The organism is Micromonospora sp. NPDC004540 (assembly GCF_040610095.1).
Taxonomy (GTDB): domain Bacteria; phylum Actinomycetota; class Actinomycetes; order Mycobacteriales; family Micromonosporaceae; genus Micromonospora.
In genome coordinates this window covers 57,596-78,897 of the sequence record NZ_JBEXLR010000018.1, presented here as the reverse complement: position 1 = coordinate 78,897, position 21,302 = coordinate 57,596, and the positions used below count along the sequence as shown (strand labels likewise).

At 72.1% G+C, this 21,302-nt stretch carries 19 protein-coding genes; 9 read left to right on the top strand and 10 right to left on the bottom strand.

What is annotated here, in order from left to right:
• The first annotated feature begins 325 nt into the window (after window positions 1–325).
• Window positions 326–1,930, top strand: a complete 1,605-nt coding sequence (locus tag ABZV78_RS09410) for a hypothetical protein (RefSeq protein WP_355636924.1) — start codon at window positions 326–328, stop codon at window positions 1,928–1,930.
• 84 nt (window positions 1,931–2,014) lie between these two features.
• Here ABZV78_RS09410 and rplI read toward each other — a convergent pair whose 3' ends face one another.
• The 4 genes from rplI to rpsF all read right to left on the bottom strand — a co-directional run bounded on the left by rplI (window position 2,015) and on the right by rpsF (window position 3,655).
• Entirely contained in the window at window positions 2,015–2,461 is a 447-nt protein-coding gene (gene rplI, locus ABZV78_RS09405) for a 50S ribosomal protein L9 (protein ID WP_148429137.1), read from the bottom strand.
• Window positions 2,462–2,475: 14 nt separating this feature from the next.
• A complete protein-coding gene (gene rpsR, locus ABZV78_RS09400; protein WP_013289355.1) occupies window positions 2,476–2,715 on the bottom strand; it encodes a 30S ribosomal protein S18 in 240 nt (79 codons plus the stop codon).
• A gap of 41 nt (window positions 2,716–2,756) precedes the next feature.
• The gene (locus tag ABZV78_RS09395) at window positions 2,757–3,284 is read right to left on the bottom strand and encodes a single-stranded DNA-binding protein (protein ID WP_198940427.1); all 528 of its coding nucleotides are present in this window, start codon (window positions 3,282–3,284) and stop codon (window positions 2,757–2,759) included.
• An 80-nt stretch (window positions 3,285–3,364) separates the two neighbouring features.
• On the bottom strand, window positions 3,365–3,655 hold the full coding sequence (rpsF, locus tag ABZV78_RS09390; RefSeq protein ID WP_046563719.1) for a 30S ribosomal protein S6: 291 nt from the start codon (window positions 3,653–3,655) through the stop codon (window positions 3,365–3,367).
• Between the two features lie 645 nt (window positions 3,656–4,300).
• On the opposite strand from rpsF, the gene ABZV78_RS09385 reads away from it, so the two are divergent.
• Together ABZV78_RS09385 and ABZV78_RS09380 are read left to right on the top strand one after the other, a co-directional pair.
• Window positions 4,301–5,083, top strand: coding sequence for a deoxyribonuclease IV (locus tag ABZV78_RS09385; RefSeq protein WP_355636922.1), 783 nt, complete (start codon window positions 4,301–4,303; stop codon window positions 5,081–5,083).
• The gene (locus ABZV78_RS09380) at window positions 5,080–7,185 is read left to right on the top strand and encodes a hypothetical protein (RefSeq protein WP_355636920.1); all 2,106 of its coding nucleotides are present in this window, start codon (window positions 5,080–5,082) and stop codon (window positions 7,183–7,185) included. The genes ABZV78_RS09385 and ABZV78_RS09380 overlap by 4 nt, the downstream gene beginning before the upstream one ends.
• Window positions 7,186–7,195: 10 nt before the next feature.
• Here ABZV78_RS09380 and ABZV78_RS09375 read toward each other — a convergent pair whose 3' ends face one another.
• The 3 genes from ABZV78_RS09375 to ABZV78_RS09365 all read right to left on the bottom strand — a co-directional run bounded on the left by ABZV78_RS09375 (window position 7,196) and on the right by ABZV78_RS09365 (window position 12,340).
• Window positions 7,196–8,764, bottom strand: a complete 1,569-nt coding sequence (locus ABZV78_RS09375; protein WP_355636918.1) for a glycosyltransferase 87 family protein — start codon at window positions 8,762–8,764, stop codon at window positions 7,196–7,198.
• 121 nt (window positions 8,765–8,885) lie between these two features.
• Window positions 8,886–11,699: a transglycosylase domain-containing protein gene (locus tag ABZV78_RS09370; RefSeq protein ID WP_355636916.1), complete on the bottom strand. Its 2,814-nt coding sequence runs from the start codon at window positions 11,697–11,699 to the stop codon at window positions 8,886–8,888.
• A 194-nt stretch (window positions 11,700–11,893) separates the two neighbouring features.
• Entirely contained in the window at window positions 11,894–12,340 is a 447-nt protein-coding gene (locus ABZV78_RS09365; RefSeq protein WP_355636914.1) for a DUF5318 domain-containing protein, read from the bottom strand.
• A gap of 174 nt (window positions 12,341–12,514) precedes the next feature.
• On the opposite strand from ABZV78_RS09365, the gene ABZV78_RS09360 reads away from it, so the two are divergent.
• A complete protein-coding gene (locus tag ABZV78_RS09360) occupies window positions 12,515–13,153 on the top strand; it encodes a PadR family transcriptional regulator (RefSeq protein WP_355636912.1) in 639 nt (212 codons plus the stop codon).
• A 24-nt stretch (window positions 13,154–13,177) separates the two neighbouring features.
• Window positions 13,178–14,257, top strand: coding sequence for an inositol-3-phosphate synthase (locus ABZV78_RS09355; RefSeq protein WP_107077691.1), 1,080 nt, complete (start codon window positions 13,178–13,180; stop codon window positions 14,255–14,257).
• Between the two features lie 61 nt (window positions 14,258–14,318).
• Here ABZV78_RS09355 and ABZV78_RS09350 read toward each other — a convergent pair whose 3' ends face one another.
• Window positions 14,319–14,798, bottom strand: coding sequence for a methylated-DNA--[protein]-cysteine S-methyltransferase (locus ABZV78_RS09350; RefSeq protein ID WP_355636910.1), 480 nt, complete (start codon window positions 14,796–14,798; stop codon window positions 14,319–14,321).
• 43 nt (window positions 14,799–14,841) lie between these two features.
• On the bottom strand, window positions 14,842–15,246 hold the full coding sequence (locus ABZV78_RS09345; protein ID WP_355636908.1) for a hypothetical protein: 405 nt from the start codon (window positions 15,244–15,246) through the stop codon (window positions 14,842–14,844).
• A 129-nt stretch (window positions 15,247–15,375) separates the two neighbouring features.
• On the opposite strand from ABZV78_RS09345, the gene ABZV78_RS09340 reads away from it, so the two are divergent.
• Genes ABZV78_RS09340 through ABZV78_RS09325 form a run of 4 tightly spaced genes read left to right on the top strand, consistent with a single transcriptional unit; the run spans window position 15,376 to window position 19,090 of the window.
• The gene (locus ABZV78_RS09340; RefSeq protein WP_355636906.1) at window positions 15,376–15,885 is read left to right on the top strand and encodes a SigE family RNA polymerase sigma factor; all 510 of its coding nucleotides are present in this window, start codon (window positions 15,376–15,378) and stop codon (window positions 15,883–15,885) included.
• On the top strand, window positions 15,882–16,991 hold the full coding sequence (locus ABZV78_RS09335; protein ID WP_355636904.1) for a hypothetical protein: 1,110 nt from the start codon (window positions 15,882–15,884) through the stop codon (window positions 16,989–16,991). The genes ABZV78_RS09340 and ABZV78_RS09335 overlap by 4 nt, the downstream gene beginning before the upstream one ends.
• An 18-nt stretch (window positions 16,992–17,009) precedes the next feature.
• Entirely contained in the window at window positions 17,010–17,552 is a 543-nt protein-coding gene (locus ABZV78_RS09330) for a hypothetical protein (protein ID WP_355636902.1), read from the top strand.
• 26 nt (window positions 17,553–17,578) lie between these two features.
• Window positions 17,579–19,090: an SPFH domain-containing protein gene (locus tag ABZV78_RS09325; protein ID WP_355636900.1), complete on the top strand. Its 1,512-nt coding sequence runs from the start codon at window positions 17,579–17,581 to the stop codon at window positions 19,088–19,090.
• 73 nt (window positions 19,091–19,163) lie between these two features.
• On the opposite strand, the gene ABZV78_RS09320 is transcribed toward ABZV78_RS09325, so the two are convergent.
• Window positions 19,164–21,206 (bottom strand): S8 family serine peptidase, encoded by a 2,043-nt coding sequence (locus ABZV78_RS09320; protein WP_355636898.1) that lies wholly within the window; start codon window positions 21,204–21,206, stop codon window positions 19,164–19,166.
• Window positions 21,207–21,302: the final 96 nt, after the last annotated feature.

Sequence of the window (21,302 nt, the reverse complement as noted above, 5' to 3'; positions counted from 1 at the left end):
CCGGTCGATCGGGGGCCATCGCCCGGACGGTCGGGGGACCACGATACGGAAACCGAGGTCAGCCGCTCAACAGCACCGGTGGACGAGCCTCGGGACAACCTGTGGACGCCGGTGGACAGGCATGTGCGCAGGGTGTGCACAGGGTGTGGATAAGTGATGGGGAATTCCGGCTCGCTCGCCGCTGACCTGCGGTTCTGCAATCCCCACCCTGTGGACGGAAGATTTCGGGTCGAGCTTCGGCACCGTTCGTCCCGTACTATCTCTGCGAACGGCTACACCTGGACAGCGGATTGCACTTTCGGTTGAGAAGGGTCACGCTCCGGCCGTGAGAAACCGGGACTGGGGAAGCGGGGAGGGCAGCCCGCGCGAGCGCCGGCCGAGCGCTCCCTGGGACGCTCCCGCCGATCCGGTCCCGGTCGAGTCGTCCGCCTCGGAGCGCTACCGCACGCCGAGCCGGCGGCGCGCCGTCGAGCGTGGCCAGGACGAGCCGGTCGACACCTATCTTCCCCGCTGGGCGCTGGAGTCGGGGATCCGCCGGGCGGACGGCGGGGGTCGGCACGCCGCTCCCGACGACGACGAGAACGCCGAGCCGCCCTACTCGGGTGCGGGCTGGCGGGCGGACCCCGGCCGGCGCCGGGAGGACGACCGCCGCGGCCTGCGGGCCATCGGCGCCGGCCCGGTGTCGGAGCACACCGCCGAGTGGACCCTGGACGCCCCGCAGGAGCAGGGGTACGTCGGGAGCCGGCGGGCCGACGGGATCGAGGGCGAGCCGGTCTCCGGGGTGGCCCCGCGGAGCCGGCCGCGTCGGGCGGCGACCCGACGCCCGCAGGTGACCTGGTCCGGGCTGGAGGACGCGCCCGCGGCGGGCGACGACGGTGACCGGTGGGACGCCGAGCGGCCGACCCGGCGGAGCCGGCGCGCCGCGGCAGATTCCTGGTCGCGGCCGGCGGTGGACCCGTGGGAGCGCGGGCGGGTGGCGGAGCCGGATCCGGCGGAGCCGCCGGCGGTCGATCCGTGGGACGCGTCGGGTGTGCACGCGTGGGGCCGGTCCGGCGCCGCCGGCCGCTGGGAGCAGGCGGAGAGCCGCCGGGACCGCACGGAGCAGACCGGCGAGTGGGACCGGTTCACGGACACCGGCCAGTGGGACCGCTACACCGACACGGGTCAGTGGGACCGGGCCCGAAAGACCGGCGCCTGGGACCGGCGGCACGCGGAGGTCGACCAGTGGGATCGGACGGCGCCGCCGGCGGAGACCGGCGCCTGGGACCGCTACGCGGAGGTCGACCCGTGGGACCGGACGGCGCCGCCGGTCCGGGAGGGTTGGGCGTCGCCGGAGCGGGCCGAGGGGTTCTGGTCCGGGACGCGGCTGGCCGGTGACGATCCGCGCTGGACGGAGACTCCGTCGTCGGCCCCGCGGTCGCCGATGGTCGGCTACACCGCGCCGCGTCCGGCGTCGCGCCGCCCGGCCGTGACGCCGGTGGGATCGGGGCGGGGCGGGGCGTCGACGCTGCGGCGCCGGGTGGAGACGATCGGCGGCGGGTCGTGGGGCCGCCGGCTGGAGGACGACCTGCTCGACCCGGATCCGGGCGGGCCGCTGCGGCCGTTGGTCTACACGGCCGCGTGCTATCTGGTGCCGGCGTTGCTGCTCCTCGTCGGGTTGCTGTTCCTCGACGGGCAGCCCCCGGCGGGGTGCGTCACCGACATCACCGGGGGTGGGTGCGACTCGCCGCGGGCGCACGCCGTCGCCTCGCTGGTGGCGGGGGCGCCGCGGTTCGGGCTGGCGCTGCTGAGCAGCCTTGTGGTGGCGGTGGTGCTGCGTCGGGTCGGCACGACCTGGCGGTCGGCCACGGTGGCGCTGGCGGCGGCCGTGGTGGGCGGCGGCCTCTCCACCGTGATGATCAGCGCGGTGACGGGCCAGCCGATCGGCTGACGCCTCGACCAGGCGTCCGCCCTCGGACATGCGAAAGGGCCCGCACCGGTGTCGGTGCGGGCCCTTTCGTCGTGCTGTCGGGTGTCAGCCCTTGACCACGTTCAGGTCGAACTTGGCGGTCACCTCGGGGTGCAGCCGGATGCTGACCGGGTAGGCGCCGAGCGACTTGATGTGGCTGGGCAGCACCAGCCGACGACGGTCCAGGGTCGGGCCGCCGGCCGCCTTGACGGCGTCGACGATCTCGGCCGGGGTGACCGAGCCGAAGAGCCGGCCACCGTCGCCGGCGCGGGCCTTCAGGTTGACCTTCAGACCCTCGATCTGGGCCTTGACCTCGTTGGCGTGGTCGAGGTCGCGGATCTCCCGGGCCGCGCGGGCCCGCTGGATGACCGTGACCTGCTTCTCCGCGCCCTTGGTCCAGGCGATCGCGAAGCCCTGCGGCAGCAGGTAGTTACGGCCGTAGCCGTCCTTCACCTCGACGATGTCGCCCGGGGCACCGAGGCCGGACACCTCCTGAGTCAGGATGATCTTCATGTCGGTGCCTCCTCTCAGCGGGTCGTGGCCGTGTACGGCAGGAGCGCCATCTCGCGGGCGTTCTTGACCGCACGGGCGATCTGCCGCTGCTGCTGCGAGGTAACGCCGGTCACCCGCCGAGCGCGGATCTTGCCGCGGTCGGAGATGAACTTGCGCAGCAGCGCGGTGTCCTTGTAGTCGATGTAGGTGATCCCGTCCTTGTCGAGCGGGTTCACCTTCTTCTTCGGCTTGCGAAGTGCCGCAGCCTTGGCCATTGCTCTTGCTCCTGGTTTGCGATCGCGGGCGCTCGGCGCCATTAGAACGGGGGCTCCTCGTCGAAGTTTCCGCCGCCCGAACCACCGCGCGAGGGAGCCGGGGCAGCCGAGGCCCAGGGGTCGTCGAAGTTGCCTCCGCCGCCACCCTGGCCACCACCACCACCGAAGCCGCCTCCGCCGCCCGAGCGGGACATCTTCTGCACCTTCGCCGTGGCGTAGCGCAGCGACGGGCCGATCTCGTCGACCTCCAGCTCGATGACGGTGCGCTTCTCACCCTCGCGCGTCTCGTACGACCGCTGACGCAGCCGGCCGGACACGATCACCCGGGCGCCGCGCTGCAGCGACTCGGCGACGTTCTCGGCGGCCTGCCGCCAGACCGTGCACGAGAGGAACAGCGGCTCGCCGTCCTTCCACTCGCCGGACGCCTTGTCCATGAAGCGGGGCGTCGAGGCGACCCGGAACTTGGCGACCGCCGCCCCGGAGGGGGTGAACCGCAACTCGGGGTCATCGGTCAGGTTGCCGATGACCGTGATGGTGGTGTCTCCTGCCATGACCATCTCCTCGCGCACTCATCTCTGTGCCCTACAGGCTCTCAGAGCCCTCCGACAGCGTCGATGAGGCTTGATCCGGACGTGCCGGGTCTAGATGCTCAGCGCATCTCCGGGCGGATGACCTTGGTGCGCAGCACCGACTCGTTGAGTCGGAGCTGACGGTCCAGCTCAGCCACGGCCTCCGGCGACGCCTGGAGGTCGATGACGGCGTAGATGCCCTCGGCCTTCTTGTTGATCTCGTACGCGAGGCGCCGGCGGCCCCACACGTCGGTCTTCTCCACCGAGCCACCCGCGGTCCGGATCACGTTCAGGTACGTGTCGAGCGACGGGGCGACGGTGCGCTCCTCGAGGCTGGGGTCGAGGATCACCATGACTTCGTAATGACGCAAGACGTGCTCACCTCCTGTGGGCTAAGCGGCCACGGTCCTTCCGTGGCAGGAGGTCGTGCGTCGTGGCCCGTGACCGCCGGGGGAACCCGGCCGGACGCGGACAACCGGACCAGGATACCCGGTCCGGACGATCATGCCCGGGCCGGTCGTCCACGGCGTCCGGGCACGGCGACAGGGGCCCACCTCCGGCGTCGCGCACCGGAAGGTGGACCCCTGTCCACGGGGCCGCGGGGCGTCCCGTCCGCATTCCTTGGGTGGGACCTGGGGAGGAACGACCACACCGATGAGGTTGGATCGAGGACGCCCCGCGGAGCTTTATCGTGTTGTCACCTGGTCTGACCATACAACGGCTCTCGTCACCTCTTGGGGGAAATGGAGGAATTCGCCGGACTGGTTCGGCGGACCAGCGTCGGATGTGACGAGCCGGATCCCGCCCCGTCGTGCCGGGCCGCACGGCGGGGCGTCCCGTTGCCGGGGGCCTTCCCTTCACCCAACACGCGCTGTGGACCCACGTGCGGGTGGAGCGTCGACCATCGATCCCACCTCGGACAACGACCGCCGGGCCGGGTGGTGACGCGATCCGTTCTCCGCGACCCCCGCGCGCGGAAACCCCGCGCGTCGGGGGCGCGACGTAGGCTGCCCTGCATGCGAATCGGAGCCCACGTCGATCCGACCGACCCGCTGGCCGAGGCGGCCGCCCGGGACGCCGAGGCGGTGCAGTTCTTCCTCGCCGATCCCCAGGGCTGGAAGGCCCCGAAGCCGCGGGAGGACGCCGAGCGCCTGCGGGCCGCCGACGTCGACCTCTTCGTGCACGCGCCGTACGTGATCAACGTGGCCACCCTGAACAACCGGATCCGCATTCCCAGCCGCAAGCTGCTGCTCGGCCACGCCGCCGCCGCGGCGGAGGTCGGCGCCAAGGGGCTGATCGTGCACGGCGGCCACGTCAACGCCGGTGACGACCTCGCCGTCGGCTTCGACAACTGGCGGAAGACCTTCGCGTACGCGGCGGACTCCGGCGGCTTCCCGCTCCCCATCCTGATCGAGAACACGGCCGGCGGCGACAACGCCTGCGCCCGGCACCTGGACGCGCTGGCCCGGCTCTGGGACGCGCTCGGCGACTACGAGGTGGGCTTCTGCCTCGACACCTGCCACGCGCACGCCGGGGGCGAGGAGCTGCTGGGGCTGGTCGACCGGGTGAAGGCGATCACCGGCCGGATCGACCTGATCCACGCGAACAACTCCAAGGGCACCTTCAACTCGGGGCAGGACCGGCACGACAACCTGACCGGCGGCACCATCGACCCGGAGCTGGTGGTCGCGGTGATCCGGGCGGCGGGCGCACCGGTGATCGTGGAGACACCCGGCGGCGTCGAGGGCCAGGCGGCCGACATCGCCTTCCTGCGCGGGCAGCTGGGCGCCACCGCATGACCACCGAGCAGTCCGACGCGACCGGCGGCCGCGCCCGCAGCAAGTCGCAGCCAGCCGACGGCGACACTCCGCCCGACGCGGCAGCGGAAGCGGCCGGCATCGACGGCACGGCCGGCAAGGCCGACGGGGACGGCACCGACGCCGCGGGAACCGACGACAAGGCCCGAGCCGACGGCACGGCCGGGACCGACGGCAAGGCGGAGACCGACCGCACGGCCGAGACCAAGAGCAAGGCCGAGACCGACGGCAAGGCCGAGACCGTGAGCAAGGCGGGGACCGGCAAGGACGGGACAGCCGGCAAGGACGAGAGCGGCGGCGAGGACGGGAAGAAGCCGGCCGACCGCTGGACCGCGTTCGGTCCCGCACCCGACCCGGTGCTCACCCGGCCCCGCCGGACGTTCCGCGCGGTGGGCCGGTTCCTGGTGCACGAGTGGACCCTGGCCGCCGTCGCCTCGCTGGCGCTGGCCGTGCTGATGACCTGGCCCACGCTGCGCTACCCGCGCTACACGCTGCCGCAGGACTACTGGGACCCGAGCCTCCAGTCCTGGCAGATGGCCTGGTCCGGGCACAGCCTGCTGACCGACCCGGGCCAGCTGTGGAGCTCGAACACGTTCTTCCCGGAGCCGTGGAGCTTCGCCTTCTCCGACACCCTGCTCGGCTACGCCCCGGCCGGCATGATCGGGGTCGGCCCCGAGGACGCCCTGCTGCGCTACAACATCCTGTTCGTGCTGGCCCACGCGCTCGCCACGTTCGGGGCGTACGCGCTGGCGCGGCAGCTCGGCGCGGGCCGGATCGCCGGCGCGGTGGCCGGGGCGAGCTACGCGTACGCCCCGTGGCTGCTGGCCCAGGCGGGGCACCTGCACATCATCTCCAACGGCGGCATCCCGCTGGCGCTGGCCATGCTCGCCCGCGGTCACGGCTGGTCGCTGCGATACGGCTACCGGCCACGGCGCCGGCACGCCGGCTGGGCGTTCGCGGGCTGGGTGGTGGCCGCCTGGCAGCTCAGCCTCGGCTTCGGCATCGGGCTGCCGTTCGCCTACCTGCTGGCCGGTGTCGTGCTGGTGTCGGCGGCCGTCTGGGCCGTGCGGCGACTCCGGGTGAAGCGCCCGTTCGGCCGGTGGCTGTTCCTGGCCGACCTGCTCGGCGGGCTGGTCTTCGCCGCAGTGGGCGCGCTGCTGGCCGGGCCGTACTTCAAGGTGGCCGAGCTGCACCCGAACGCGGCGCGGACGCTGGGCGAGATCCAGCTCTACTCGCCGCCGGCCAGCGGGTTCTTCACCGCCCCGGCGGAGTCGCGGATCTGGGGCGAGCTGCACGAGGGCGCCCGGGCCGTGCTGCCGTGGCACCCGGAGATGACGCTGCTGCCGGGCTTCGTGCTCTACGCGCTGGCTGCCGGCGGGCTCTTCTTCTCCGTGTGGCGGGTCCGTCACCGGCTCTTCCTGCTGGCCGGGGTGCTGGTCACGATGGCGCTGGCCATGGGCACCCGGTTCCTCGACGGCCGGTTCACCTACGTGCCGCTCTTCGACCACCTGCCGGGCTGGAACGGGCTGCGGACGCCGGGCCGCATGATGCTCTGGACCACCCTCCTGCTCGGCCTGCTCGCGGCCGGCGCGGTCACCGCGTTCTGCGGCCGGGTACGCGAGCTCGCCGCCGAGCGGGTGCCGCCGTGGCCGGGGCCGTGGCTGCGGCTGGCCACCCTGGTGCCGCTGCTGCTGGTCGTGGTGGAGGGGTTGAACGTCACCCCGCACCCGGTGGTGCCGCGGCAGCCGGCGGTGATGCGGACCGTGGACGGCCCGATGCTGGTGCTGCCGAGCAGCCAGAACCTGGACCAGCCGGTGATGCTCTGGTCGACCGACCGGTTCCAGCCGATGGTCAACGGCGGCAGCGGCTTCACCCCCCACTCCCAGGCCCAGGTGCGCGAGGCCACGGTCAGCTTCCCCGACCTCGCCAGCGTCGACTACCTGCGCCGGCTCGGCGTGAAGAACGTGGTGGTGCTCCGCGACCGGCTCGGCGGCACCCCCTGGGAGGGGATGCTCGACCGACCGGTCGACGGGCTGGGCGTGACCCGGGAAGAGGTCGGCGACGCGGTGGTCTACCGCCTCTGACCGTCGGCGGTCAGGCGGTGACCGGCTCGGCGGGGCGGTGCCGCCAGCGCTGGTACCAGGGCGCGTCCGCCGCGCCGTCGAGCACCCCGCCGTCCGGGTCGTCCGCATAGGTGTCCCGGACGGCGTCCCGCTCGGGGCGCAGGATGTCCCGGATCACGAAGCCACAGAGCACCGCCACGGTGATCAGGCGCAGGCTGGCCGCCAGCACGAAGACGCCCTCGGGGAAGACCGGCCGGGTGGTGGCCGCGCCGAGCAGCTCGCCGTAGAAGGCGGCGAAGTAGCAGACCTCGGCGAACTGCCAGGCCAGGAAGGCGCCCCAGCGCGGCCGGGCGAGCACCGCGAGCGGGAGCAGCCAGAGCACGAACTGCTGGGACCAGACCTTGCTGAAGATCAGGAAGGCGGCGACCACCAGGAAGGCCAGCTGGGCGAGCCGGGGCCGGCGCGGAGCGAGCAGCGCCAGCGCGGCCACGCCGGCGCAGGCCAGCCCGAAGAGCAGGTACGACAGCCAGTTGAGCGCGGAGATGTGCGCGTTCAGCCACTCGAACGGTCCGAGGTCTCCGGGTGCCGAGGGGCTGATCCTGCCGTCCAGGTAGCGGCCGATGTACCAGAGCGTGCCCCAGTCGATCGGCCGGGTGGTGTTCAGGTCGAAGAACCTGCCCCAGCTCTCGGGGTAGGGAATCGCCACCGGCAGGTTCACCACCACGACCGTCAGCGCGGCCGCGCCCACGGACACGACGGCGGGCAGGATGCGGCCGGCGCGGAGCGCGAGCACCAGAATCGGCCCGAGGATGAACAGTGGCCACAGCTTCGCCGCGCCGCCGAGGCCGAGCAGCACCCCGGCCAGACCGGCCAGCAGGACGCCGGTGAGGTCGAGTCGGGTGCGCGCCCAGGCCCACAGCCCGAAGGCGGCCAGCCCCACGGCGAGCAGGTCCCAGTTGACGGTGGCGGTGAGCACCAGGGCCGGTGAGAGCGCGAAGAGGGCCGCGTCCCAGGGTCGTCGGCGGCGCAGACTGAGGATCACCGCGACGGTGGCGACGGCGAGCGCGCTGAGCACCAGCGCGTTGAGGTTGTAGAACCACTGCCCCTGGTTGATGCCGGGGTTGTCCACGCCGAGGGCGTGCACCGGCAGGCCGAGCGCGCCCATGAAGTAGCCGGTCAGCACCGGGTACTCCACCGGGTGGTCGGCGTAGGGCACCTTGCCCTCGTTGAGCCCCTCGGCGTAGTAGAGGGCCAGCACGTCCGTGTAGCACATCCGGGTGTACTGGACATTGTTCTGCCAGGCGCCGTCCTGGCAGGGCGACTTCTGCACCCAGTGCAGGGCCAGCGTCAGGCAGACCAGGGCCAGCACGATCCGCGCCGCGGTCCAGAACCGGCCCTCCCGGCCGGCGGGCCGGTCCAGGGCGACGGCGTGGTCACCCAGCGGGCCGCCGATCAGCCCGGAGGCACCTCGGACGAAGCCGTCCGAGCGGGACGGGTGGTCCACGACGGCGCCAGGTCGTGGCGCGGCCTCGGGCGCGCCGGGCTGGAGGTGGCGGTCGGACCCGTTCTCGTCGATGCCTGCCGTCGACTGGGTGCTCATGGAGAGGCATCCTGCCGTACGCCGGGCCCCGCCGTCGCGCCTCGCGCGCAGAATTCCGGTACGCGAAACGCCGACGGCGGCCGGACCAGGTGGTCCGGCCGCCGTTGTCAGGGCGTGGGCGTCAGTACGTCTGGCGGGTCGGTGGCGTGCTGGGTAGCAGCCCCCCACCGCCACCGCCGTTGCCCGGTCCCGGCGGGAAGCCCGGCCCGGTGGTGCCGCCGTTGTCGCCGCCGCCGTTGTTGCCGCCGTTGTTGCCGCCCGGGCAGAACAGGCCCAGCGGGTCGCAGCCCGGCTGCTGGCCCGGCAGCGTCGGAACCGCCGGCGGCGGATCGCCGTTGCCGACGTCGTCCTTGCCGACGTTCGCGGCCGGCGGGAAGTCCAGCTTCTCCTTGCCTTTGAGCGCCTCGTTCATGAACCGCTGGAAGATGGCGCCCGGCATCTTGGCACCGCTGATCTTGTTGCCGTCGTCGTCCTTGATCGCCTTGCGGGCACCCTTGTTGCCGACCCAGACGGCGGTGGCGAGCTGCGGCGTGTAGCCGATCATCCAGGCGTCACCGTTGTCGAGGGTCTTGGAGTTGAGCTCCCAGGTACCGGTCTTCTCGGCGGCCTTCCGGCCGTCCTCCAGCCGGCGGTTGACGGCGGCCGGATACTCCTCCAGCACGGAGGTGACGTCGGCGACGACGTCCTTCTTGATGCGCTGCTGCGGCTTCAGCTTGGGGGACCCGACGAGGTCCCACTTGCCGGTGTTCGGGTTCTGCTTCTCGACCTTCTTGATGAAGTGCGCCTTGTTGTAGACGCCCTGGTTGGCGAAGGTGGCGACGCCGTTGGCGTGGTCGAGGACCGTGATCGGGTACTGGCCGTAGCCGATCACGTGGAAGAACGGGTCCGGGGCCAGGTCCTTGGGGTCGGCCTTGGTGAGATCGTGCGGCGTCGCCGGGTTGGTGTCGGTCTGCCACATCATGCTGACCCCGGCCTGCTTGGCCATGTCGAGCACCTTGTCCGGGCCGATCTGCTCGGTGATGTAGTAGAACGGCACGTTCAGCGACTTCAGCGTCGACTGCTCGAGCGTGCAGGAGTTGCCGCAGGAGGCGTCGTTGCCGGCGTTGCTGACCTTGAACTGCATCCCCTCCGGGGTGAACGACTTGCCCTTCCAGCGCGACTTGATGGAGATGCCCTCGTTGAGGGCCGCCGCCAGGGTGTAGATCTTGAAACTCGATCCGGGTGAGTGGCCGCCGCTGATGACGCCGTTGTCGACGTTCTTGCCGGCGTAGTCGGTGCCGGTGCCGTTGTCCCCGCCGTAGTAGGCACGCACCTCGCCGTTGCTCGGGTCGATCGACACCAGGGCCGCCATGAGGTTCGGGGGCTGCCCGGCGAGCTCGGAGTCCTTCTTGGCGCGCTGGGCCGCCTCGAGCGCCGCCGTCTGGATCTTGGTGTCGATGGTGGTGGTGACCCGGTAGCCGCCCCGGCTCAGCGCCTTCGAGCAGAGCGGCTTGTTCAGCGCGACATCGGCCTCGTTGTCGGTGCAGAGGTTCATCTCGCGCATCTCCTGCGAGACGTAGTTGACCACGTTGCCGTACGGGGTGTCGATGCCGAACCCGCCGCCGTTGTTCTTGGAGGGCTTCTGCAGCGTCTTGGTCGGGTACTCGGTGGGGTGCTGCGGCATGTTCGGCGCGTCCAGCCACTTCTCGGTGATCATGCCGTTGATCACGTAGTTCCACCGGTCCACCGCGGCCTGCTGGTTGATGGCCGGGTCGTAGCCCTTGTGCGTGGCGCTCGGCTCGGGCTGCTTGATGAGCGCGGCGAGCACGGCGGCCTCCGCCACGGTCAGCTTGGAGACGTCCTTCTTGAAGTACGTCTGCGCCGCCGCCTGGATGCCGTACGCGCCGCGGCCGAAGTAGATCACGTTCAGGTAGTGCTGCATGATCGTCTTCTTGTCGTACTTGTCGTTCAGCTTGGAGGCGAGGATCGCCTCCTTCACCTTGCGGCCGTACGAGTCCTGGTTGAGGTTGTCGAACGCGTTGCGGGCGTACTGCTGGGTGATCGTCGAGGCGCCCTGCTTGTCGCCGCCGCTGATGTTGTTCCAGGCGGCCCGGGCGATGCCCTTGTAGTCCACACCGGAGTGCCGGTAGAAGTTCCGGTCCTCCGCCGCCGCGACGGCGTGCTGCACCCACTCCGGGATCTGGTTGATGGTGACGAGCTGCCGGTTCTGGTCACCGATCTTGGCGATGGTGGTCTTGCCGGTGCGGTCGTAGATGGTGGTCGACAGCGGCGGGATGGTGTCCTGGGGGAGCACCACCTTGGTGGAGTACCAGGTGAAGCCGACGACGCCGATGCCCGCGAGCATGACGAAGACGGCGAACCCGGCGATCAGCATGTTGATCCGCCGGCGCTTCTTGGCCCGGGCCACCGACGCCGGGTCGTCCCCGCGTCCGCCGCGACCGCCCCGCCCGGGACCGGTCGGGCCGCCGGGTCCACCGGGGCCGCCACCGGCCATGCCGGGCACGCCGGCCCGGGCCACCGCGGCCCGGCCGCCGACGGCCGCCGAGCCGACGCTCGCCCGCCCGGCCGTGCCCGCGCTCGCCGCGCCGACCGAAGCCCGTCCGGCGGGACCCGCCGGGGACACCGGCACGGAGGCCCGCCCGGCGCCGGCCCGACCCGAGGCGCCGCCGGGGGCCGGCGAGACCGGCACCGAGGCCCGTCCCGCACCGCCCCGGCCGACGGAGGCCGAGCCCGCGGCGCCACGGGGTGCCGGGGCCGCGCCGCCGACCGAGGCCCGTCCACCGGACGCTGAGCCACGCGGCGTCACCGAGGCCCGGGCCGCGGCGCCGCCCTCCGACCCGGAGGACCAGCCGTTCCCGTGCGGGCTCCCGGGGTCGCCGTTCGAGCCCGGGATCTGGGCCCGCCCACGCGAAGAACTGGGATCGCCGTAGTTCATTCCTCACACCCTGCCGGTCGCGGTGGGGCGCGGACGCGCCGCCACCGGGTTGCCGTGAGCTGGAACACGAGACGCTACACCCCGGGCGTGCCGGGGCGCAGGCGTCAAATCCGAGCTATTCGGACCAATCAGACCTAGTAGCTGCCGACCGTCCCGCCCTGGGGTCGGGCCGGGATCGATCGGGACAGCCGGGTTCACCGTTGCGCCTCTCGCCTTCGCCGAGGGGTGGAACCGCTCGCGGTCTCCTGCTCCGCCGCGTCCTCCGTGCCGCCGGCCAGCCCGTCCCGGCCGAGCAGGAACTGCTCGACGAGATGGTTCCAGTCGCAGCCGGGGCACACCTCCACCACGAACACCTGGAACTCACGCAGCGTCATGGCCAGGACGGGCAACTCGGCCCGGGTGCGTGCCTGGCCGGCCGACTGCTTGAGTTCGTCGCCATAAATGTAGTGGACGTGGATGAGGTTCTCACTGCGGCAGATCGGGCAGCGCTGGTCGGTGGGTTCGCCGTGGAAGCGGGCGGCGTTCTTCAGGTACGGCGAGGCGTCGCAGACGTCGTACGTGCCGACCCGCCCGGCGAGGAGTTCACGCAGCACCGCTCGCTTCTGGAGCGAGTAGTCGACGACCTGGCGCTGCGTACGCATGCGGGAAAGGGTACGCGGTCCGGCGGGGCGAGGCGACCATCGTCACGATCCGTGACGACAGAGCCTCGTAATCGGGGGTTTGCCCTGCCCACGCGTCTCCGCTAACGTGCGATGTATCGGTCCGATACATCGCGGCGGTTACCGCTCCGCGTCGGGGGTAAGAAGGGGTGGCCTGTGCTCGAGTTCGCCATCCTGGGCCTCCTGCAGGAGGCTCCGATGCACGGCTACGAGCTGCGCAAGGAGTTGACCGCCAAGCTCGGCGCGATCCGGGCGGCGATCAGCTACGGCTCGCTCTACCCGACCCTGCGCCGGTTGCAGGCGGCGGGATGGATCACCGAAGCCGCCGAGACACCCGCGACCGCCGAGGAGGTTCCCGCGCTGACCAGCCGACGCGGTCGGGTGGTCTACACCATTACCGCGGAGGGCAAGGAACGCTTCGCCCAGCTCATAGCGCAGGCTGGACCCGAGACGTACGACGACACGGGCTTCGGCGTGCACTTCGCGTTCTTCGCCCGGACCGACCAGGCCACCCGGCTCCGGATCCTGGAAGGTCGTCGCCGGAAGATCGAGGAGCGTCGCGAAGGCCTTCGTGACGTGCTCGGCCGGGCAGCCGAGCGCCTCGACGCGTACACCCTGGAACTGCAACGCCACGGGCTCGACGCCTGTGAGCGCGAGGTCCGCTGGCTGGAGGAGCTCATCGCCAACGAGCGCTCCGGCCGGGCCCCGACGGTCCCCCAACCCGGGACGGCCGGCGGCCGAGGAGAAAACGACAGCCCGCCCCCGCCTGGAGCGTCCAGGACAGAGCGGCCGTGATGAAAGAAGAAGGAGGCAGACGTTATGGGCTCCGTCCGCGTCGCCATCGTCGGTGTGGGTAACTGCGCCTCGTCCCTCGTGCAGGGCGTGGAGTACTACCGGAACGCCGACCCGAACGACCGCGTCCCGGGTCTCATGCACGTCACCTTCGGCGACTACCACGTCTCCGACGTGAAGTTCGTCGCGGCGTTCGACGTGGACGCCAAGAAGGTGGGCATGGACCTCGCCGAGGCCATCGTGGCCAGCGAAAACAACACCATCAAGCTGTGCGACGTGCCGCCGACCGGCATCACCGTGCAGCGCGGCCCGACCTTCGACGGTCTCGGCCAGTACTACCGCGAGATCATCGAGGAGTCGGACGTCGAGCCGGTCGACGTGGCCCAGGCGCTGCGCGACGCGCAGGTCGACGTGGTCGTCTCCTACCTGCCGGTGGGCTCGGAGCAGGCCGACAAGTTCTACGCCCAGGCCGCGATCGACGCGGGCTGCGCGTTCGTGAACGCCCTGCCGGTCTTCATCGCCTCCGACCCGGAGTGGGCGAAGAAGTTCGAGGACGCGGGCCTGCCGATCGTCGGTGACGACATCAAGAGCCAGGTCGGCGCCACCATCGTGCACCGCGCCCTGGCGAAGCTCTTCGAGGACCGCGGTGTCGAGCTGCTGCGCACGTACCAGCTCAACTTCGGCGGCAACATGGACTTCATGAACATGCTGGAGCGCAACCGCCTGGTCTCGAAGAAGATCTCGAAGACCCAGTCGGTGACCTCCCAGATCCCGCACGAGATGCAGAAGAGCGACGTGCACATCGGCCCGTCGGACCACGTGCCGTGGCTGGACGACCGGAAGTGGGCGTACATCCGCCTGGAGGGCCGCTCCTTCGGCGACACCCCGCTCAACGCCGAGCTGAAGCTCGAGGTGTGGGACTCGCCGAACTCGGCCGGTGTCATCATCGACGCCGTCCGGGCCGCGAAGATCGCGCTGGACCGGAAGATCGGTGGCCCGATCCTCTCCGCCTCCTCGTACTTCATGAAGTCCCCCCCGAAGCAGTACGCCGACCACGACGCGCACGCCGCCGTCGAGGCGTTCATCGCCGGCGAGGTCGAGCGCTGACGCGCTGAGCACAGCAGGGAAGGCCGGGTCCGCACGGACCCGGCCTTCTTCGTCGGGTACGTCAGGACCAGGCGTGCCGCAGCGCGACCCCGGCCTCCAGTTCCAGCAGGGTCACCTTGCGCGGCAGTCCGCCGCCGAAGCCCACCAGCTTGCCGCCCGCCCCGACGATCCGGTGGCAGGGCACGATCACCGGGATCGGGTTCCGGTTGCACGCCACCCCGACCGCCCGGGCCCCTCCCGGGTCGCCGACCGCCTTCGCCACCTCGCCGTAGGTCTTCGTCTCCCCGTAGGGGATGCGGGTCATCTCCCGCCACACCGCGCGCTCGAACTCCGAGCCCCGCGGCGCCACCACCGGCACGGTGAACCCGGTCAGCTCACCGGCGAAGTAGGCCCGCAGCTCGGCCACCGCCAGCCGGGCGACCTCGTCGCCGGGCTCGTCGGTCGCCGACGACACCCGGCCGAAGTGCGCCCCGCGGACGGCGTCGGCGTCGGTGCCGACGGAGAACTCCCCGATGGGCGAGTCGAGCACGGTCCAGCGCATGCGCCCATTCTTTCCCCCGCCGGGCACCGATCGCCAGCGGCGGTCAGAGCAGCGCGATGCCGAGGAGCACGGCGCCGAGGCTCAGGCTCACCCCGCCCGCCACGGTCAGCCAGATCAGCTTGTTGGGCCGGGTGTCGGTGGGACGCGGCACGGACAGGAAGAAGCCCAGCGGCATCAGGATCGGCGCCGCGACCAGCAGCGTTCGGATCAGGGTCCGCAGGCCGTCGGACGCCTCCGCCTGGTCGAGGTACGGCAGGGCGACCAGGACCAGGAGGACGAGGACCCCCGCGTGCGCGTGGCCGGCCGTCCACAACCCCCGGCGGACCGGATTGTCCAGGTAGCCGGGCCTACCTCTGGCCAGGTGGGTGAGCAGGGTCAGTCCGCCGTACGCGACCGCGACGACAGTGATCCACAGGATCCCGGCCGTGGTGAGTGTGTCCGATGACATTCCTGACTCCGTCCTTTCCTCTCGGCCTCGTCCGCCACCATGCGGTCAACACCCGCCCCCGGTCCGACGTCACGGATCGGCAGGCAAACTTTCACCGCCGGCGTGCGTCTGAGGTACCGGAGGTGGGCGGTGGCAGAGGTCGACGGGGAGTTCACCGCGTTCGTCAACGAACGGGGAGCGGCCCTGCTGCGCGTCGCGTACGCGCTGGCCGGGAACCAGCACGCGGCGGAGGACCTGCTCCAGAACGCACTGGCCAAGGCGTACGCCCGCTGGCCCCGGATCCGCGGCGACGCGGAGCCGTACGTCAAACGGATCCTCTACCACGACCAGGTGTCCGGCTGGCGGCGCCGGGCGCGGCGTCCGGAGGTGCCGCTGGCCGAGCTGCCGGAGCGGCCGGCGGCCGGCGAGGACAGCGACCTGCGGCTGCTGCTGCGGGACGCGCTGCGGGCGCTGCCACCCCGGCAGCGGGCCGTGCTGACCCTGCGCTACCTGGAGGACCTGAGCGTCGAGCAGACCGCGGCGCTGCTCGGCTGCCGGACCGGCACGGTGGCCAGCCAGAGCGCCAAGGCGCTGGCCAAACTGCGGCAGCTGGTGCCGGGCCTTGACGAGCGGACCAGCCGAGCGGAGGTGACCCGATGAGCACGTCGCTGGACGAGAACCTCCGGGCGGCCGTACGCGAACTCGCGGACGGCGCCGGCCCCGCCCCGGACCTGGCCGCCCGGGCGCTCGGCCGCGGTCGCCGGCTGCGCCGCCGTCGGCGGGTCGCCACGGCCGCCGCCGCGCTGGTCGCGGTCGTCGCGGTGACCCTGCCGTTCCTGCTGCTCCGGCCCCGGCCGACCCCGCCACCGACCACGCCACCGACCGCGCCACCGGTGACGGTCACCCCGTCGCCGGCCATGCGGCCCACGCCCGGTGCGGACTGGGCCGGGAAGCCGCTGGTGCTGCCCGGCGACTGGGTGGTGACCCGGGCGCAGGTCACCGGCGGCTCCGGGAGCGGGGTCGTGCTCGACCGGGGGCGAGCCCGCTACTTCAGCACCGACCGTTACGACGGCATCTTCCCGGCACCGACCGGCTCCCTCGTCGCGGTCGTCCAGGAGGACCGATCCCGCGAGGTCGGCCTCGTCGACACGGCGACCGGCAGGACCCGTTGGTACGAGGTCGGCCGGGCGCTCTCCGGCCCGGCGTGGTCGCCGGACGGCAGGCGGCTCCTGTTCACCACCCAGCAGCTCGACCATTTCGGTTTCATCGTGGTCGGCAGGGACGGAGTGAAGAAGACCCACCCGGTGGACATGGAGCGCTTCCTCTGCACCGACTACTGCTTCTTCGTCTGGACCCGGGACGGCCGGGAGGTGGCGCTGCAGCAGACCGATCCGAACCGGCCCCGGTCCGAGTCGGCCCGGCATCCCCGCCGCGGAGTGCAGCTCTTCTCCGCGGACGACGGCCGGCCGACCCGGTTCGAGCCGGTGCCCGGCGACCCGGCCGGGCCGTGGGCCTGGTCGCCGGACGGGAAGCTCGTGGTCGTCCAGGGCCAGCAGGAACCGCTGCTGGTCGAGACGGCGACCGGCCGGGTGGTGAACCCACTGCCCACCGCCGACGTCGTCTGGGTCACCGACGACCGGCTGCTCTACCGGCGGCCGCACGGGTCGCGGGACTTCGTGCTCGCCGACCCGTCCGGCCGGGAACTGGTCCGCCAACCGCTGCCGAAACAGCTGGTCGACCTGGAGGTGACCGTCGCGCCGCGCTGACCGTTCGCTCAGTAGTCGATGTTGCACGGCATCGATACCGTGCAGGTCGTGGCCACGGGGACGCTCATTTTTCTGATCATCGGCGGGGTCGGGGTCGGCGTGCTGACGCTGGCCCTGCTCGGGTCGGGCGTGCTCCACCTCGGCCATCCGGACGTCGACGGGCCGGTGTCGCTGGAGGCGGTCGCCGGGTTCACCGGAGCGTTCGGCTTCGGCGCCGCGATCGTCAACGAGCTGCTCGGTGGGCGTACCCCCGGGATGATCGCGGGGGCGGTGGCCGGCGGCGCGCTCGCCGCCGTGCCCACCGGCTGGCTGGCGGCCCGGCTCAGCCGCGCGGCCCGGAACATGCGCACGGACGCCACGCCGACCCGGGACCACCTGGTCGGCGCGATCGGCCTGGTGGTGACCCCGGTCCCCGCCGACGGCTACGGCGAGGTCCGGGTACGCCTCGCGGGCCAGCCGGTCAAACTCAACGCCCGCGCCGACCGTCCGATCCCGGTCGGCGCCCGGATCTTCGTGGTCGAAGCGCTCAGCGAGACCAGCGTGCACGTCGAGACCTACTGATTCCCCCAGCACAGACGGGAACTCCCATGCCCCTGCTCGTCGCCATCGGCGGCGCGGTCCTCCTCGCCGTCGTCCTCGTCCTCTTCGTGCTGTCCCGGATCAAGGTGGCCGGGCCGAACGAGGCGTTCATCGTCACCGGCCGCAAGGGCCGGACCACCCAGACCGCCGACGGCGGACGCTCCACCGACATGTCGGGGCAGAAGGTCGTGCTCGGCGCGTCGGTCTTCGTGCTGCCGGTGGTGCAGAAGCTCCAGTCCCTCGACCTGTCCAGCCGGCGGATCGACGTCGGCATCAAGGGCGCCGTGAGCAAGCAGGGCATCCGCACCGACCTGCACGGCGTGGCCATCGTCAAGGTCGGCGGCACCGAGGACGCCATCCGCGCGGCCGCCCAGCGGTTCCTGCACCAGCAGGACGAGATCGAGGACTTCACCCGGGAGGTGCTGGCCGGTGCGCTGCGCTCGATCGTCGGCCGCCTCACCGTCGAGGAGGTCATCCGGGACCGGGCCGCGTTCGCCAGCGCGGTCGCCGAGGAGGCCGAGCACTCGATGACCAACCAGGGCCTCGTGCTGGACACCTTCCAGCTCCAGGACATCCTGGCTGAAGGGTCCTACCTGTCCGACCTGGGCCGGCCCGAGGCGGCCCGGGTGCTCAAGGACGCGGCCATCGCCGAGGCGCGGGCCCGGCAGCAGGCCGAGCAGGAGCGGCTGCTCGCCGAGGAGGCGATCGCCGAGGCGAACCGGAACCTGGCGCTCAAGCAGGCCGCCATCCAGGCCGAGATCGACGCGGCCAAGGCGAAGTCGGCGGCGGCCGGTCCGCTCGCCCAGGCCGAGCGCGACCAGGCGATCCTCTCCGAGCAGCAGAAGGTGGCCGAGCGCAACGCCGAGCTGAAGCAGCGTCAGCTCGACACCGAGGTGCGCAAGCCGGCCGACGCGGCCCGCTACAAGGTCGAGCAGGAGGCCGAGGCGGCCCGCAACGCGGCGGTGCTCCACGCGGACGCGCAGCGGCAGGCCACCATCGCCGCCGCCCAGGCTGCCGCCGAGCAGGCCCGGCTCACCGGTGAGGGCGAGCGGGCCCGCCGCGCCGCGCTGGCCGAGGCGAACGCGATCGAGGGCGCCAAGGAGGGTGAGGCGGAGCAGCGCCGGCGTTCCGCGATCGCCGAGGCCGTCGAGCGCGAGGGCCAGGCCGAGGCCGCGGCCATCCTGGCCAGGGGGCAGGCGGAGGCCGACGCGATGGCCCGCAAGGCCGAGGCGTTCGCCGCGTACGGCGAGGCCGCGGTGCTCGACCTGCTGGTCAAGGTGCTGCCGCAGGTGGTCGAGGCCGCCAGCGCCCCGATCGGCGCGATCGACAAGATGACCGTCATCTCCACCGACGGCGCCTCGTCGCTGACCAAGTCGGTCGCCGGCAACGTGGCGCAGGGCCTCCAGCTCGGCAGCGACCTCACCGGCATCGACCTGGCCGGGCTGCTCGCCAAGCTGGGCGGCGCGTCCACCGGCGGCAACGGCCGGGCCACGGTGGACGGCAGCACCGTGGAGCGCTGACCCGGGACAGAAGCGACGGCGCCCGCCGGATCCCCTCCTCGGGGAAATCCGGCGGGCGCCGTGCTGTGGCCGGTCAGATGACCGCGACCACGAACTTCTCGCCGATGCCGAGACCCAGGGTCTCGCTGTTCCAGTCGATGGTGCGGCTGGAGATGAGCTGGCTGGCGCCGGTGCTGCCGGCGGTGACCGCCTGCCCGTCGATGTACGCGCGAAGGTAGATCGAGCCGTCCGGGTTGTAGTCGAGGAAGTCGAACGTCTCCCACGGGCCGACCGACGCGGAGCGGGCGATCAGCGGCTTCGCGCCCGCGCTCTCCGCGGTCACGAACTTCCCGTTGACCAGCGCCTTGAGGCCGAAGAAGCCGTCGCCGACGCTGACGATCTCGAACTTCTCCCAGGCCCCGACGCTGGCGGACCGGGCGATCAGCGGCTGGCTGCCGCTGCTCTCCGCGCTGACGAACTTCCCGTTGGCCAGCGCCTTGATGCCGACGACCGGGGCCGAGGCGTCGAAGTCGAACTTCTCGGCGGTGCCGATGGCGGTCTTGCTGGCGATCAGCGGGGAGGTGGTGCTCGGGGCGGTGACGTACTTGCCGTTGATGGTCGCCTTCAGGCTGATCGTGCCGTCGGTGTTGTCGACGATCTGGAACTTCTCCCAGGCGCCGATCGAGGCCGAGCGGGCGATCAGCGGCTTCGCGCCCGCGCTCTCCGCGGTCACGAACTTGTTGTTGGCCTTGGCGCGCAGCCCGACCAGGCCGCTGCCGGCGTCGACCACGTCGTACTTCTCCCAGGCGCCGATGCCGGTGCCCCGGGCCATCAGCGGCTTGGTGCCGCCGCTCTCCGCGGTCACGTAGCGGCCGTTCACCCGGGCCTTCAGGCCGTAGGCGGCGCGGGCGGTCGGGACCGTGCCGACGTGCAGGAGCCGGTCCATCGAGCCCATGGTGTCGTGCACCGCGCCGCCGACCCCGGTGGTGACGATGGAGTCGCGGACCTGCTGCGGGGTCCAGGCCGGGTGCGCCTCCAGCAGCAGCGCGGCGGCGCCCGCCACGTGCGGGGAGGCCATCGAGGTGCCGTTCATCGCCACCGACCCGCTGGTGGTGCCCGCGGCGGCGGAGACGATGCCGGTGCCCGGCGCGAAGGTGTCCAGGCACTTGCCGTAGTTGGAGAACCAGGCGCGGAAGTCCACCTGATCGGTGGCGCCGACCGTGATGGCGGGCGCCACGCCGGCCGGGGAGACGTTGCAGGCGTCCTGCATGCTGTTTCCGGCCGCGACGGCGTACGTGACGCCGGAGACGATGGAGCGGGTGACCGCCTCGTTGACCGCCTGGTCGATGCCGCCGAAGCCGAGGCTCATGTTGGCCACGGCCGGCTTGACGGCGTTGGTGGTGACCCAGTCGATGCCGGCGAGCACCTGCTCGGTGGTGCCGCTGCCCTCGCAGTCCAGCACCCGCACGCCGACCAGCTTGACGTCCTTGGCCACGCCGTACTTCGTCCCGCCGATGGTGCCGGCCACGTGCGTGCCGTGGCCGTCGCAGTCCTGCGCGACGTTGTCCTGCTCGATGGCGTCGTAGCCGTAGCTGGCCCGCCCGCCGAAGTCCTGGTGGTCGATGTCGATGCCGGTGTCGATGACGTAGGCGGTCACCCCGGCCCCGGTCGCCGGGTAGGTGTAGACGCCGTTGGCCTTCGCCGTGGTCTGGTCGATCCGGTCCAGGCCCCAGGACGGCGTGCCGCTCTGGCTGCCGGTGGCCGACCAGCGCTGGACCTGCTGGACGTAGGCGACATCGGGATCGGCCGCCAGCCGGTCCGCCTGCCGCCGGTTCATGGTGGCGGAGTAGCCGTGCAGCGCCTTGGTGAACACCCGGCGCACCGACCCGCCGTGCGCGTCGGCGAGCGCCGAGGCGCTGGCCCGCACCTCGGCGGGGCTGGCCTTGCCGTCCTTGAGGACGACGATGTAGCGGTCCGGCACCGCGCCGGCGGTGTCGGCGCCCCGGACCCCGGCCCGCGGCTGGTCGGCCGGGTCGGCCAGGGCGGGGCCGCCGGTGGCGGCGCAGAAGATGGAGGTTGCCGAGGTGAGGGCGAGCCCCACCAGCGCAGAGCGGCGCAGCGCGCCGTGACGTGTCACTAGGTGTTCTCCCCGTGTCCAGCGACCGTCCGGATCGGACGGGCGGATGCGATCAGAACAGCCTCACCCTCGAACCGGGAGGCTGGTGATGACCAA

Excerpts from the sequence above, each read along its gene's own strand:
- rplI (WP_148429137.1), bottom strand. The coding sequence starts at position 2,461 with ATGAAGATCATCCTGACTCAGGAGGTGTCCGGCCTCGGTGCCCCGGGC.
- rpsR (WP_013289355.1), bottom strand. The coding sequence starts at position 2,715 with ATGGCCAAGGCTGCGGCACTTCGCAAGCCGAAGAAGAAGGTGAACCCG.
- ABZV78_RS09385 (WP_355636922.1), top strand. The coding sequence starts at position 4,301 with ATGCGAATCGGAGCCCACGTCGATCCGACCGACCCGCTGGCCGAGGCG.
- ABZV78_RS09380 (WP_355636920.1), top strand. The coding sequence starts at position 5,080 with ATGACCACCGAGCAGTCCGACGCGACCGGCGGCCGCGCCCGCAGCAAG.
- ABZV78_RS09375 (WP_355636918.1), bottom strand. The coding sequence starts at position 8,764 with ATGAGCACCCAGTCGACGGCAGGCATCGACGAGAACGGGTCCGACCGC.
- ABZV78_RS09370 (WP_355636916.1), bottom strand. The coding sequence starts at position 11,699 with ATGAACTACGGCGATCCCAGTTCTTCGCGTGGGCGGGCCCAGATCCCG.
- ABZV78_RS09365 (WP_355636914.1), bottom strand. The coding sequence starts at position 12,340 with ATGCGTACGCAGCGCCAGGTCGTCGACTACTCGCTCCAGAAGCGAGCG.
- ABZV78_RS09355 (WP_107077691.1), top strand. The coding sequence starts at position 13,178 with ATGGGCTCCGTCCGCGTCGCCATCGTCGGTGTGGGTAACTGCGCCTCG.
- ABZV78_RS09350 (WP_355636910.1), bottom strand. The coding sequence starts at position 14,798 with ATGCGCTGGACCGTGCTCGACTCGCCCATCGGGGAGTTCTCCGTCGGC.
- ABZV78_RS09345 (WP_355636908.1), bottom strand. The coding sequence starts at position 15,246 with ATGTCATCGGACACACTCACCACGGCCGGGATCCTGTGGATCACTGTC.
- ABZV78_RS09335 (WP_355636904.1), top strand. The coding sequence starts at position 15,882 with ATGAGCACGTCGCTGGACGAGAACCTCCGGGCGGCCGTACGCGAACTC.
- ABZV78_RS09330 (WP_355636902.1), top strand. The coding sequence starts at position 17,010 with ATGTTGCACGGCATCGATACCGTGCAGGTCGTGGCCACGGGGACGCTC.
- ABZV78_RS09325 (WP_355636900.1), top strand. The coding sequence starts at position 17,579 with ATGCCCCTGCTCGTCGCCATCGGCGGCGCGGTCCTCCTCGCCGTCGTC.